We start from the raw sequence: 13,717 nt of genomic DNA, 5'->3' as shown, positions 1-13,717 counted from the left end.
TAGGTATATATACCTACATCTTTTTAACTATTTCAATCAAAAGATTGTTGATGATTACTCTATCCTTTTGTAATAAAATTCCGTATAATGCTAAATCATAACGATTCGTTTAAAGGTGAGTGTTTGGATGAAAAATAGTAATGCTTTTAAGGCCAATTTGAATTACTTTTTGTTATTCTACGTGTTTATTTATGCCGGCAATGCGGTGTACGGAACATTCCTACCTGTCTATTTCCAGGATATCGGCTTCTCTGCTATACAAATTGGAACATTGCTTAGTTTTGGACCTTTCGTTGCCATTCTGGCTCAGCCGCTCTGGGGCTCACTCGGCGACCGGGCTAAAACAAAAAACATCATCCTACTTATTTTACTGGCGGGCAGTGGAATTACGATGATTTTGTATCCCTTGTCGAACCAATTTGCTTATCTTTTACTGATGATTTGCATTTTCACATTTTTCCAGACCTCTATCTTTGCCATCAGTGACACAATTACTTTAGAAGTATTGGACAAAAAAAAATCAGGCAGCTTTGGGCATATACGTTTGGGAGGTACAATCGGATTTGCTGTGATGTCTCTTGTGTTCGGTATCATTTCCAAAAATCATATAGGCTCCTTGTTTGCGGTTTACTCTAGCATTATAGTGGTCTCCTTCCTGCTAGTGTTAAAATTCCCGAAGGTTGAAGGTCATCAATCTCAAGGCCGGAAACTATCATTTTTTGTACTGTTTCGAAACCGGATGTTAATGCTTTATTTCGGAATAAATTTTATACTTCAGATTACCCTTGGTTTTTATTATTCGTTTTTCCCGATGTATTTTAAGGACCTAGGCGGAGATAACGTTATGCTTGGGTGGTCTATGGTTATTTCATCACTCAGCGAGGTCCCCTTTCTATTATTTGCTGATAAAATATTCAAGCGTGTGAAAATTCCTTTTATATTATTAGGCGCCGCCGCGGCAACCGCACTGCGATGGTATCTGTTTTCCTTCATCGACGCACCGCTTTGGGTGCTTCCTGTACAAGCGCTGCACGGCCTTATTTTTATCGTTCTTTCTGTAACGATGGCAACTTACATCAATCAAGAAGTGCCTAAGGAGTTAAAAGCGAGCGGTCAAACGTTCAACGGACTTATGAATCTGGGCGTTGCGCGTATCATCGGAAGCTTTGCCGGAGGCATCGCAACTACAAACTTTGGAATTCGCCGGGTGTTTATGTACAATTCGATCATAGCGCTTCTATGTATGGTGCTATTCGGTTTGGTTTTCTGGAAAGTCGGTAATCGAAAATCGTCCGTATCAAAACAAGCATCCTCGTAGTTTGAAGAAGTAAAAAGGGTTGAACAGGTGTTTGATCCTGTTCAACCCTTTTATTTGTTTGTAACTCGGATGCGCTTATCCAGCCTCTGTCATCGCGCTCCCCTGCGAGTGGCGGTACATTTCCTCATAATAGCCTCCATGCTCTAGCAGCTCGGTATGTGTACCAGATTCGATAATCTCACCCTTCTTCATGACCAAAATGCGGTTCGCCTGCATGATCGTTGACAATCGATGAGCAATAACTAGTGTTGTTCTTCCTACCGAAACAAGCTGAAGTGCTGATTGAATAAGCTGTTCCGTATGTGAGTCGAGATTAGCTGTCGCCTCGTCCAAAATTAGTATTTTGGGCTCAAACACGATAATTCTAGCGAACGAGATAAGCTGTCGCTCCCCAGCAGATAAACCACTGCCTCGTTCAGAGAGTCTAGAGTCGTAGCCATTTTTCATTTGCAAAATCAACGTATCCGCACCAACAAATTCACATGCTCGTATAACCGATTCCCTCGAGATTGTCTCATCGAACAATCGTACATTATCAAGGATCGAACCCGAGTATAAATATGGCTCCTGCTGCACAAGACCAACTATTCGATGAAGAGAAGCTTGCGGTAATTCTCGAATATCCATTCCATCAATAAGCACGCTGCCCTGCTGCACATCATAAAAACGGCATAACAAGCTAATTAGCGAGCTCTTGCCTGCTCCGGTCGTACCTACGATGCCGATCATTTCCCCTGCTTGAATATGAAGGTCCAGATTACGAATAACCGGACTTTCAGGAGTATAGGCAAAGGAAACCTGATTGAAATCAATCCGTCCTTCTACATCCGATACCGTCATTTCTTTTGTTATCGAATTATCCTTCACATCTGGCGCTATCGCAAAAATGCCCCAGATCCGGTTCACCGCGACTGAAGCCGCCTGCAGTGTATTCCACTGCTGAGTTATCGTATTAATCGGTTGAAAAAACTGGCGAATATAGGTAATAAATGCATACAGTACGCCAAACTCTATCGCAGAATCAAGTACAGCCGATCCACCAAGCCAGATTACTAATGCGATCGATATATTACTCAAAATTTCAAAGGATCGATTAAACAGCACGTTCGTGCGGATCTCCCGCACATTGGCCTGAAAATAGGAATTGTTACGCTCAGTGAATTGCTTTCCCTGCTCCCGCTCTTGATGAAACACTTGAATCAGGTTCATGCCTGATAAATTTTCCGCTACAAACGCTACGAGACGAGAGAGACGAGTTCGAGCCATTTGATAAGTTTTACGCATGTACGATCGAAATCCAATAGCGATCAACGCGATAATCGGCAGTAAAATTAAACAATACAGCGTTAACGAAACATCCAGCTGGAACATAAGCACAATAATGAAGATGAGTGTCATCCCGTCTCGAAGCAAGCTTAACAGCACTTGGTTAAAGAACTGATTCAAAGCTTCTGTATCACTAGATACGTGAGTAATGAGACTGCCGCTTGGCACCTTGTCAAAATAGGACATCGACAGCTTCGAAATATGCTCAAACAGCTGTTTGCGAATTTTAGCAACGATGCTTTGTCCCGCGTATTGCAATAAATTATTTTGTATATAAGTAAATAGCAGGCTCAGTAATGACAGTAATAAATATACGCCGCCAATAACGAGTAACCCACTATAGTTTTTGCCAGCCATTAGATTGTCATCGATTGCGATTTTCACAAGAAAGGGCTGAAGCAGCTCTGCCGCGATTGCAATAATCGTACTGAAGAACACACCAATAAACGCTAATCGATGCGGCTTGATATACTTTGATAACACTCGAAAGGTAGAAATATATTTGGGCTTGGCGGCTGGTCCATTAAGATCCGCCTTCTGATCCAATTGCCAATTTTTAATGGCCTGCGGCATGTTGACTTCCCTCCTCTTGAATCGAGTGGAGCGTGGCATAAAGTCCCTGCTGCCCGAGCAATTGCTCATGTGTGCCTCGCTGAACGATCTCTCCCTCATCCATCACGATAATTTCATCGGCATGCTTCAACGCGCTAATTCGATGCGCGATCAAAATCGTCGTCATCCCTTTTCTGCTTGCACGGATGGATTCAATAATATCGGTCTCGGTAACGGCATCAACAGCGCTTACGCTATCATCAAGAATCATAACAGGTGACTGCTTGATAATGCCTCTCGCCAGACTGGTTCGCTGTCTTTGTCCACCTGACAACGTCACGCCACGCTCTCCGAGCTTCGTCTCAAATCGATTAGGAAAATCAATAATATTGTTGTAGATCTGCGCTTGCTTAGCTGCCTCTTCTACCTCATCAAGCGCTGCATCCCGCCGATAAAAGGCGATGTTCTCCCTAATCGTTGTGCTGAACAGAAAGCCATCCTGCGGCACATAAGCAATCTGATTGCGTAAGCTTTCTAAAGTCAGATCCCGTATATCCGTCTCATCGAACCAAATTGTTCCTGGTGGAGGGTCATACGTGCGCAGCAGCAGCTTCATTAACGTTGTCTTGCCGCTGCCCGTTCTTCCAACGATGCCAACTGTCGTTCCAGACTTGATGTCCAGGCTGATATTTCGAAGCGCTTCTTTGTTGGTATCCTCATAAGAAAAAGATAGATTATGAATGTGTATGCCGGCATGTCGGAAATCGAGAGCAAGTGCATCCTTAAGCTGCTTAATATCCGGCTTCTTGCTTAACAATTCATTCAGCCTTTCCAGTGAAGCTCGTGACCGCTGCATCGTGTTAATAACGTTGCCAATTTGCTGCAGAGGATTCATAAGCATCCGAATATAAAACATAAGTGCGACAAAACTCCCTAGCGACATTTGATTCTTGATCGTCAAATAGCCTCCTAGCGTTAGCCCTATAATAAGCGACACCGAGCCCAGAAACGGGATTAGTGCTTGAAAGAAGGAAGAGACACGTACCAGATTCAGCTGATTGTCACGAATATGGTCGACCGTCTCACCGAATCTGCGATTCATAATCGATTCTACTGCGAATTTTTTGGTTACACGAATACCGCCGAACTGCTCCTCAGCCGACTCCGTCATAACGCCAAGCGACTCCTGAACCTTTAGCGAGCGCTTACGGATTACAGGACCAAATTTTACGACGATAATTGGAATGAGAAGCAGAGGAATGATACAAGCGATAATTAAGTAGACAGGAATATCGCTAAGCAGCAGCATCGTGACCGTAGCAATCAACAGGATAGTCGCCCCGGCCGTCTGATTGACACCCATCGAGATCGATTCCCGAACTGAGGTCACGTCATTCATAAAGTAACTGAGCAGTTTGCCTACGCCATTTTTCGAATAGAAGCTTTCACTTAATTCAGTGAAATGATTGAATAGCCTTCTACGTGTCATAAACTCGAATAATCGACCGACATACATGACCAAATATTGCGCTAAGCCCCCAATAAGGGCAAAGCCTGCCCCAATTCCGAGTAATAACCAGCTGTAATTCACTACAGATGACTTTGATAATTTTCCCGTCTCAAGAGCATTGGTAAAGTCGCCGAGCACCCTAGGAAATTGCACATTAATGCTATTCGCTATTAAATGAAACAAAATCGAAAAAAAATAAATATGCCATGTCTCTTTAAAAAAATCGACCAACAGCCTCTGTGACTTCAAAAGAATATCACTTCCTATCCGTTATTTACTCCACAAGACCCGTCCGGTTCCACGCCTTCAACAAACTAGCGATGAGTAGTAGACCGCCCTGATCTGATTCCATCGCGATGAGCCTTGTTCTGATTTGTGCTGTTTTCCCCATTATACACCTTTTTCCATTTAGTGGTTGATCGCCAATGAATTATTAACTCTGCTAATTATGAACAGTCCATTCACCAAAATACGAAGTTGAAACCTATTTTGTTGCGGCTCGATTAGTCGATAGTTCTTAACGTCTGGGATAAAATGCAAACCTTCTTCTCATACTAGATGTGAGAAGATGGAGGTGTATGTCATGCCCAAAAATAACGCTGATTCAAAAATGGACCGCGCAGATAATCGTGCTGATAAGAAAGACAATCAACAAAATAACGCTCACTTCACTGAAGAAGCTCAGTCGTTGACAAGCAATAAAGCTGCCGATTATGTCCCAAGTTTAAATGGTATCCCCAAAGATGAAGTTTAAGTAACAACAAGGCTGCTCTACCGTTCATGACAGGAAAGCAGCCTTTATAAAAAAAGATCGAGTCGTATATGTGATTAAAAAGGAACAGATTTCTGCTCAAGTGATTACATAACAAGAGCCTCAGTCCCATAAGGATTGAGGCTCTTGCATAATGGTTTACGTTCTTAATCATAATTAATCAAATAAATCTCCAAAGACGTCCAAAACGGTCTTCTTCTTCTTATAAGGACGACCGTATTTATCGTAACCGTGCTTATCGTAGCCATAGCTTTGTTGGCCATAACTCTGTTGTCCAAAGCCTTGAGACTGGAAGGGTGGATGCTGCTGTTGTGGTGACTGTTGCTGTTGTGGCTGCGCTTGTGGTGTAAAGGTCGGAATATCGTTTACCTGCTGCTCCATACGTTCTACGTCTTGCTGCAAATTGCGTACGCCTTGCATCAGCTTATCCAGCTCTCCTCGATCAAGCCATACCCCTTTACAATCGGGACATACATCAATAAGAACGTCATCCTTAACAACCTCACGCATACGCACGTTATCACATACTGGACATTTCATTTGAATCACTCCTTAGGTATTGAAGATTAGAAACAATTGATCTATCTAGTTGATCGGTTACGATTGTTTCAAACCGTATACTCTATGTAGCATCCTCAAAGGGATTGATACGTTCCTCCGAAGCAAAGGTATAGCTATGTTCGCGGCTAACTTTCACAACACGACGATTTGGCCTGCGAATGACAACAGTCGAATCATCCCATGCGACAACGATCCCAACCACGTCGTTTTTTTCAATCGCGTCCCTAACTACTCTGACAGACTCACCGCTTAAACGGAACTGGTCCAATTGCTCTTCGCTAATCAATTCATACACTCCTGCCTCTGCTTATATTTTGAAAAACCTCAATGATTGCTCGCGCTAATCATTGAGGTTCACTTCGCTAAGTGGCAAAAGCGTCTATATAATACTAGCCAGCATGCTCTTTCGCGTCATTCGTTTCATACCATTCATCAAGAACGCGCGATGACATCACACGCTTACTAATATAATCGCCTTGTCGATCTGTAAATTGCTCACGCCATTCAATAGACAATTCCTCGGACAGCTTCACAATAGTGAGCAGCTCAGACCAAGCTACATAACGTTTGTACCAGAAAAACTGCGGGTGCTCAATCATATAAGGATATAAATCATCAAATTCCGTATGTTTGCAATCTAGTGCGCGTTCAAAATGAATTTTAGCATCAGTCAGCTTAGCATACATAAAATCAGCAGACATTTCCCCCATAACTTGTGCCTCCCCCTCTATCACTTCTGTATTATTATAAGCGATAATGTCGGTTGGGAAAAGGGTATTTGCTCTGGAATAGTTTACTCAAATGTAATTTCACCATTATCCAATGATGAGATTCGCACGAGCGGTTCTACTCTAATCCCCTGTTCCCTTAATGATCTAGCGCCTGCTTGGAACGATTTCTCCACTACAATTCCAAGACCTACCAGCGTAGCGCCAGATTGCTCAATAATTTTTATAAGTCCGCGCGCAGCATCGCCGTTTGCAATAATATCGTCAATGAACAGCACGCGATCATCCTTGCTTAAAAACTGCTTGGATACCAAAATATCAGTTACCATTCCTTTTGTAAATGAAGGCACTCGCTCGCAGTAGGCATCCGGATCAGCAAGCAATGTTTTTTTGCGACGGGCAAATACTAGCGGTACTCCGAGCGTGTAAGCAGTAGCAAAAGCAGAAGGAATACCCGATGACTCAACCGTTATCACCTTCGTAATTTTATCTTCTACAAAACGTTTAGCGAACTCTTGTCCCATTTCCATAGTCAAGGCTGGATCCACCTGCTGATTGAGCAGAGTGTCCATCCGAAGCACATTATCAGACAATACAGATGATTCTTCCAAAATACGTTGTTTTAATCTATCCATCTTTCATAACCTCCACGAAAATCCTTTTGGTTAACGTACCATAGGTCAGGCAAAAAGTGCAACCATAACAAACACATCTTTAATAATCAAAATAAATGATTGTCTCTATAGGTAATATTTTCAAATCAATAACAAAAAAAGAGCAACTTCCCCCTATTATTATACGTCTTAATTAGAGAGAATAAAACAAGCCGTACATTTAAAGGCAGGCTTAAACGGGAGGGAGTATGAATGATGAAGCCATATATTAAAAACAGCTCAAGAGCTGTACAAACGGTGATTGCTTCCCTGCTGCTGATCATCCTACTAGCAAGCTGTCAAAGCTCAATTACGACTCCGACAGATGTGCCTGATTCTAATTATTCGAACTATACGAGCGTAAATAATGAGCCTATAGAGGATGAGGGCAACAGTCCTCAAAAAACTTATATTGAAGATAAAGCCAATACGAGCTCGCAGGAGCCTCATATTAATAAAGCAGATACTACGACTGACACGAATGCGGAATTGTCGAATTTTCGTGACGAAGGGAAAGCAAATGTAGAAATCGAAAGCAATGCTTCAAAATGGTCACAGACTCATCCTAAATTAAACGGTATGGCAATCGGCGATAGTTCCAAAAGCGTTATTAAACTTTTTGGCAAGGAAAAGGATCGTTATAAGCTTGAAGAGGAAGAAGAGACGATTGAGGTACTTGAATATGACGGCTTCGCGGTTGGGATCAACGAGAATAGCTCGATCCATTACATAGAAGTCTATGGCAAAGAAATTGCAACCGGCTTAAGCAGCTTAAAAATCGGAGATACACCTAGTCAAGCGATTAAGACACTGGGCAAGCCAAAAACGCAAACTACCTTTTTGCTGACATACGTTGCAGAGGGCGCATTTCTCAAGCTTGATTTAGATCCAGAGCATGACCAGATCGTTTCGATTAAGCTGCTGAAGCAAAGTAAATGAACTGCTAATTTATCGGCAACCATTTATGTAATAAAAGAAGTCATTATGTAAAAATGTCATGCCTGTCCTCCTTCGGACATACTATCTTAATAGAGATGGGTTATCGAACGGAGGACGGAAGACGATGTGGAAACGTTTTGGTAAGGTACTGCAAATAGCTTCGACCTATATAGGAACAATCGTAGGAGCCGGCTTTGCCACCGGTCAAGAGATTTTACAATTTTTTACTAGGTTTGGCTATTGGGGCTCTTTAACGATTATGCTGTCAACGGCGCTGTTCATCTGGCTCGGAACAAAAATGATGCTCATTTCGAGTGAGATCCGCGCCAAATCCTACGAGGATTTAAACAAGGCGCTCTTCGGAGATAAATACGGACGATTTATCAGTCATTTCATGCTCGTCATTCTACTTGGTGTAACTGCCGTTATGCTAGCTGGAGCCGGCACTATTTTTAATGAGCATTGGAATATATCCTATCAATCCGGTTTGCTTATTACTGTGGCCGCTTGTTATTTTTTTCTTCGCAAAGGGATGAACGCGATACTTACGGTTAATGCTATTGTTGTGCCTATCATGCTGCTTTTCACCGTATTTATTATCATTAATACATTTCAAACACCGGGCGCGGATAAGTTTTTGACATTAAAGAGCGACTATTCCCCTTGGGCGGCATGGGCCGCTCCCTTTCTATATACCGCGTTTAACCTGTCGATGTCACAAGCGGTGCTCGTGCCTCTCGGCTCGCAAATTCAAGATCGGAAGGTTATCATCGCCGGGTCTTGGGTCGGCAGTATCGGGATTGGCTTCATGCTGCTCGCAGGTCATATCGCTTTATCGGTTCACATGCCTGACATCCAGCAGTATTCCATACCGATGGGCGGAATTGCCAAGCAGCTTGGTCAAAGCATTCAGCTCATCTATGTCTTTCTTATTTTCGCCGAAATATTTACAACGCTCATCGCAGATATCTACGGGCTTACGTTACAGCTTCAAGAACGCTTGAAATGGCCGCGCAGCCTATTAACCTTTTTGGTGCTCGTCATTTGTTATATCACAAGTCAAATCGGCTTTGGAACGCTACTTGGGACGCTCTATCCGTTATTTGGCGTAATCAGCATGGCTTGGCTCGTTCTCATCATTCGTAAGCGTGTGGCACAGCGCTGACTAAGGGAAAAACAAATACAGCGGCTAATTACATGGGGATGAGCACTGCGTTAGGGCACCGCTCGAGCAAAGCGTCTCGCACATGCTCGTGGCAGGTCATGATAATTACTTGCCTATCATTTGAGAGCTCAGCTACCAGCTTCGTTACTGCTTGAAGGCGGCCTCTATCAAAGTTTACGAATACATCATCGAGCAAAAGCGGCAGCTTTACCGTCTGTGACGCCTCCTCTGCCAATGCAAATCGCATAGCTAAATACAGCTGCTCCGCTGTTCCTCGGCTGAGGAGCCCGCTATCCACAACCCGCCGTTCCGAAGATTCTAAGTGAATACCTGGCTCTCCCGGTGTGGTCAGCACGCGATTGTATTTCCCATCCGTCAGCTTCCCGATAAAATGAGAAGCTTTACGCAGCACAACCGGCTGTCGCTCCTCCTCGTAAACCCTTTTCGTTCTTCGAATTAATGCCGCGCTTATTGAAAGTACAGCATAACGTTCCGCGTCTGCTTCCAACTGGGTCAATGTCATTTCTCTTAGTGAAAGCAGACGCTGCTGCTCCTCTTCCTTAAGCAAATGATCCAGCGATTGTCTCAATCTCCCCCTTTGTTCAAGCAACGCCTGCTTCTGTTGTTCGAGCTGAGCCAGCTCTGTCAGTGACATTTCATGGATGGCTAGAAGCTGCTGCTCGTCATTATCCGCAAACAACTGTTCCAACTCGGCAATCCGTTGATCAGACATTCCTGCTGTTATTTCTAGTTTCAGCTGGGAGATCTCCAAATCTATATCCGCCGCTAAACGACGATGCTCAAGAGCTGTTTCATATTCGGCTTCGCTATTTAAACCAGCTGCCAGCATTTGAGCAGCGAGTTCTGCTTGCAGCTCCTGCAGCCGCGCTTCTGCCGATTGCTGCGCAATCAGCAGCTCTTCACTCCGCGCTTCAATGCGGCGCGCTTCAAGCTCGGCTGCTGCGTGCCGGCGTGTCTCGGCATGCAGCAGTCGCAATGCGAGCGCAGGGTCAACTGCAAGCTGGCGAGAAGCTTCCTCGAAGCACTCGCACAAGTTGGCCGCCTGCGCAGCGAAGGCGGCTAGTTGTTTATCGACAGCGGCTTTCTTCGCCGCTAGTCGATCATATTGGTGCAGCCGCTGCACCGCTTGCTCGGCAAGCTCGAACGCTTCGAGCGCGGCTGACGGCGACATCGATGCCGGCAGCGCGCGAGCTGCAAGCCAGCCGGCCCATTGCCGGGCGGCGGCTTGTCTCGTTTGCGCAGCGGCGGCGGCGGCCTCGCTGCGCTCTGCGAGCATCGCGCGCAGCCGTTCTACTCGGCGCGCGTGCTCGCTTCTATTGTCGATGAGGCGCTGGCTGCTTTGCAGCGCCTCGAGACGGGTGTCGACTGCGGCGCGCAGCTGTGTGCGCGCTTGTTCAGCTGCGAGTATGTGCTCAGCTGATTGGTTCGATTGGGCTGCAAGCGGTACAGCAATTAATACCGCTGCAGCCTCCTTAGGTTCCCTTACGAGCAATGTTAAAGCCGCAAAGACGCGTTGCTCTAGCTCTTTTAGCACTCCGCCTTCTGCTGTATTCCGTTCGAATGCTCCACCGCCAAAACGTGACCGCATTCGTCCACCAGCTGTCAAAGCGTGCTCCCGCTCGCTTCCCTCGTTGAACGCAGTCCTGTCGTTAGCCTTATTAGCTGCATATTCAGCTGGGTTTACCACCGAAGGACTTCCAGATCGTTTTGCCGCATGTCTCGTTGCTCCTGCGTCATCCTTCACGCCGCGGCTCCGCACCAGCGCCGCAATTACAAACACTAGCGCTGCTACCGCCAGCGCCAACGCAGCCATTCCGGCTGCTCCAAACGCTTCGCCCGCGCCTGCTCCGCTCAGCGCAGCAAAACCAAGCGCCAGCGCTGCTCCGCCTGCGCCCGCCGCTGCAGCCCACATCGGGCCGGCTCCGCCTCGGCCTGCTGCTGCCGCACCGCGGCCAGCTGCCTTACTTTCGTCGGCAGCTGCAGCGGCGCCGGCAGTGCGCACCCGCTCGATCTCCCACTCGCGCAGCGCAGCATCCAGGGCGTTCCACGCCCCTCGCAGCACTTCTCTCGTGCGCGGCAAAAGAACAAACCCATTCTCGCTCTCCTGCTCGCTCCGCTCGGCCTCGCGCTCGATTGCAAGCTCCGCTTCTTCCCACGCATAAGCGGCATCTCGCTCCTGCTGCTTGAGTGAATCCAGCTCAGCAGCAAACCGTTCCTCCGTCCGTACGATATCCGTTTCCTGCTGCCTCGCGCTTCGAACATAATCGCGGTCAGCTACGGTCACATGAAAATCACGCAGCTGACGCTCCGTCCACTCCGGCGCAATGCTGCTTACTAACCGGGCTATCGCCTCGTCATTTTCACGCAGCTCAGCTTCTAGCTCAGTGCTGTCTAGCTTTAACATCCGCATACTTTCACTAGTCTGTAGCAGCTGTTCTGTTTCATTTGCAATATGTATAAACCTTATGTCATAGCTCAAAGCTTGAAGTTGAAGCTCTAATAGCAAAGTTTTTTGCCGATATTGCTCAACTTCGTCTCGCCGCTCTGCACGCTGCCTCATCTGGTCTTCCCAGCTTTTCTCTTCATGGGACGAAAGGCTGGACGCGTAGGCTACCGCTTGTCGTTCCATCAACAGCTTCTGCTTACGGAGCCATAGAGGTCTTACTGCACAAGCCTTGTTCAGCAATAACTGCCGCGCTTCTTTCAGTGGCAGCTCAGCTTCGAGGGTCAGCAAAGAGAAATCAAGCTTTTCTGTCTGCTGCGTCAGCTCATTATAAGCCGTAATCGCGTCCGCCCGTTTTCGTAGAGTCGCATCCAGCTCATCAAGCGTTTTCAACTGCTGATTGATTGGTTGATTCGTGCCGCGCGGCTTAAACAACGCTTCCATTTCAACCATTAGTTTTTTTTCCGCAGCAGCGATAGCCTTTCCACTATCCCAACCCGCTTGGTACAAATAGCGCCCAAGCTCATCTCCTGACAAGGCGCCAACCTCTTGCAGCTCTGTCAGTGTCACTGCGAACAATTGACGGAAAAGCCGCTCACTGATCCCCCCAAGAAACCTTCGTTCCCACTCAGCCTGAGTAAGAACAGCTTCTTCAACGAACTGATCAAATTCATCTCTTGAAATTGTCCTGCTGTATAGTGCGCTCGCAGTCTTAGAAACATCCGTTTCAACGCTCTTGTATTTTAACGCCCCATGTCCTTCATCGAGCTGCTTTCCCGCTTTCTCAAACGCGCCTAATCCGCGAAGCTTAAGCTTGCCGGAACCGTCAGCTGAATAACGCTCTAACACATATTGATTACCCTTCTGATCGACAAAAAATAATCTACCGCCATGCTTGCCGCCATTTACCGGCTCCTGACGTTCAATAGCTTGTCCGCGTTTGGCAAAGCCATAAAGCATGGACCTAATAAATCCAAACATTGTACTTTTGCCAGCTTCATTCGGTCCGTACACGATGATGACAGACGCATCAAGCGGTATCCGCTTCCCATACAGCTGACCAAAACCGTCAATCTCAGCCTCCAAAAGCTTCACGAATCTTCCCTCCTCAAAGGTTTTATAGCCTCTCGGAATTAACTGAGGCAGATCGGGCAATAGTTTCCTCGAACCATCCAGATTACTTCCCTTCTCCTTTCGAAGGAGATTTTTTTATGACAGCCACAAGCTCAATGTAAATAGAGATAGGCGTTTGTGGTGAATTACTTCTTATGATACTTTGGGTATGATAAAATATTTTTGGTATATTAAGATATTCTGGTATAATGAGATACTTTTGGTGTATTAAGATATTTTGGTGTGATGAGATACTTTTGGTATGATATGATATTTTTTTTACGATTTAATATTTTTTTATGAATTGACGTTAGATAAGTGACCCGCTTTAGTCGAGTTTCTTTGGATTGTGAGGATAATCTTCATAAGCATGAGGTTAGGTTCACTATTTTAAAAGCATCTGTTTCTCGATTTCTGAATTAGTGAGGCAAACCTCACTAGCGATGAAGCTACCCTCATGGGGAATGAGGGATACCTCACAATACAGAACCCAACACCCTACATTATTGATATTAATGAGATTAGCCTCACTAAACAGTGAGTTTCCCTCATTACCTCATAAATTCAATACTTTTATAGTTCTATACCTCTATACTTCTATACTTTATTGAAGAGC

11 protein-coding genes are annotated in these 13,717 nt (G+C 45.5%); 4 read left to right on the top strand and 7 right to left on the bottom strand.

Translation table 11 applies throughout. The annotated features are described in order from the left end of the window. The first annotated feature begins 127 nt into the window (after positions 1 to 127). On the top strand, positions 128 to 1,318 hold the full coding sequence (locus AC0YN7_RS01975; RefSeq protein WP_475808266.1) for an MFS transporter: 1,191 nt from the start codon (positions 128 to 130) through the stop codon (positions 1,316 to 1,318). A gap of 75 nt (positions 1,319 to 1,393) precedes the next feature. On the opposite strand, the gene AC0YN7_RS01970 is transcribed toward AC0YN7_RS01975, so the two are convergent. Both AC0YN7_RS01970 and AC0YN7_RS01965 read right to left on the bottom strand, forming a co-directional pair. Then, the gene (locus tag AC0YN7_RS01970; protein WP_475808265.1) at positions 1,394 to 3,217 is read right to left on the bottom strand and encodes an ABC transporter ATP-binding protein; all 1,824 of its coding nucleotides are present in this window, start codon (positions 3,215 to 3,217) and stop codon (positions 1,394 to 1,396) included. Then, on the bottom strand, positions 3,201 to 4,955 hold the full coding sequence (locus tag AC0YN7_RS01965; protein ID WP_475808264.1) for an ABC transporter ATP-binding protein: 1,755 nt from the start codon (positions 4,953 to 4,955) through the stop codon (positions 3,201 to 3,203). The genes AC0YN7_RS01970 and AC0YN7_RS01965 overlap by 17 nt, the downstream gene beginning before the upstream one ends. Before the next feature lie 334 nt (positions 4,956 to 5,289). On the opposite strand from AC0YN7_RS01965, the gene AC0YN7_RS01960 reads away from it, so the two are divergent. Continuing rightward, the gene (locus tag AC0YN7_RS01960) at positions 5,290 to 5,460 is read left to right on the top strand and encodes a hypothetical protein (protein WP_475808263.1); all 171 of its coding nucleotides are present in this window, start codon (positions 5,290 to 5,292) and stop codon (positions 5,458 to 5,460) included. Between the two features lie 174 nt (positions 5,461 to 5,634). Here AC0YN7_RS01960 and AC0YN7_RS01955 read toward each other — a convergent pair whose 3' ends face one another. The 4 genes from AC0YN7_RS01955 to AC0YN7_RS01940 all read right to left on the bottom strand — a co-directional run bounded on the left by AC0YN7_RS01955 (position 5,635) and on the right by AC0YN7_RS01940 (position 7,402). After that, on the bottom strand, positions 5,635 to 6,018 hold the full coding sequence (locus tag AC0YN7_RS01955; protein ID WP_475808262.1) for a TFIIB-type zinc ribbon-containing protein: 384 nt from the start codon (positions 6,016 to 6,018) through the stop codon (positions 5,635 to 5,637). A gap of 82 nt (positions 6,019 to 6,100) precedes the next feature. Continuing rightward, positions 6,101 to 6,325: a hypothetical protein gene (locus AC0YN7_RS01950; protein ID WP_475808261.1), complete on the bottom strand. Its 225-nt coding sequence runs from the start codon at positions 6,323 to 6,325 to the stop codon at positions 6,101 to 6,103. 103 nt (positions 6,326 to 6,428) lie between these two features. Continuing rightward, positions 6,429 to 6,749: a hypothetical protein gene (locus AC0YN7_RS01945; RefSeq protein ID WP_475808260.1), complete on the bottom strand. Its 321-nt coding sequence runs from the start codon at positions 6,747 to 6,749 to the stop codon at positions 6,429 to 6,431. 83 nt (positions 6,750 to 6,832) lie between these two features. Next, entirely contained in the window at positions 6,833 to 7,402 is a 570-nt protein-coding gene (locus AC0YN7_RS01940; RefSeq protein ID WP_475808259.1) for a xanthine phosphoribosyltransferase, read from the bottom strand. Between the two features lie 231 nt (positions 7,403 to 7,633). Here AC0YN7_RS01940 and AC0YN7_RS01935 point away from each other — a divergent pair, with 231 nt between their 5' ends. After that, positions 7,634 to 8,359, top strand: coding sequence for a hypothetical protein (locus tag AC0YN7_RS01935; protein WP_475808258.1), 726 nt, complete (start codon positions 7,634 to 7,636; stop codon positions 8,357 to 8,359). 124 nt (positions 8,360 to 8,483) lie between these two features. Beyond that, positions 8,484 to 9,524, top strand: a complete 1,041-nt coding sequence (locus tag AC0YN7_RS01930; RefSeq protein ID WP_475808257.1) for a YkvI family membrane protein — start codon at positions 8,484 to 8,486, stop codon at positions 9,522 to 9,524. 28 nt (positions 9,525 to 9,552) lie between these two features. Here AC0YN7_RS01930 and AC0YN7_RS01925 read toward each other — a convergent pair whose 3' ends face one another. Then, positions 9,553 to 13,083, bottom strand: a complete 3,531-nt coding sequence (locus tag AC0YN7_RS01925; protein WP_475808256.1) for an AAA family ATPase — start codon at positions 13,081 to 13,083, stop codon at positions 9,553 to 9,555. Between the last annotated feature and the right edge of the window lie 634 nt (positions 13,084 to 13,717).

The sequence above is a fragment of the Paenibacillus sp. J31R122 genome (assembly GCF_056269185.1).
Note: the sequence above shows the minus strand (reverse complement) of the source record. Positions and strands in the feature narration are given on the sequence as shown.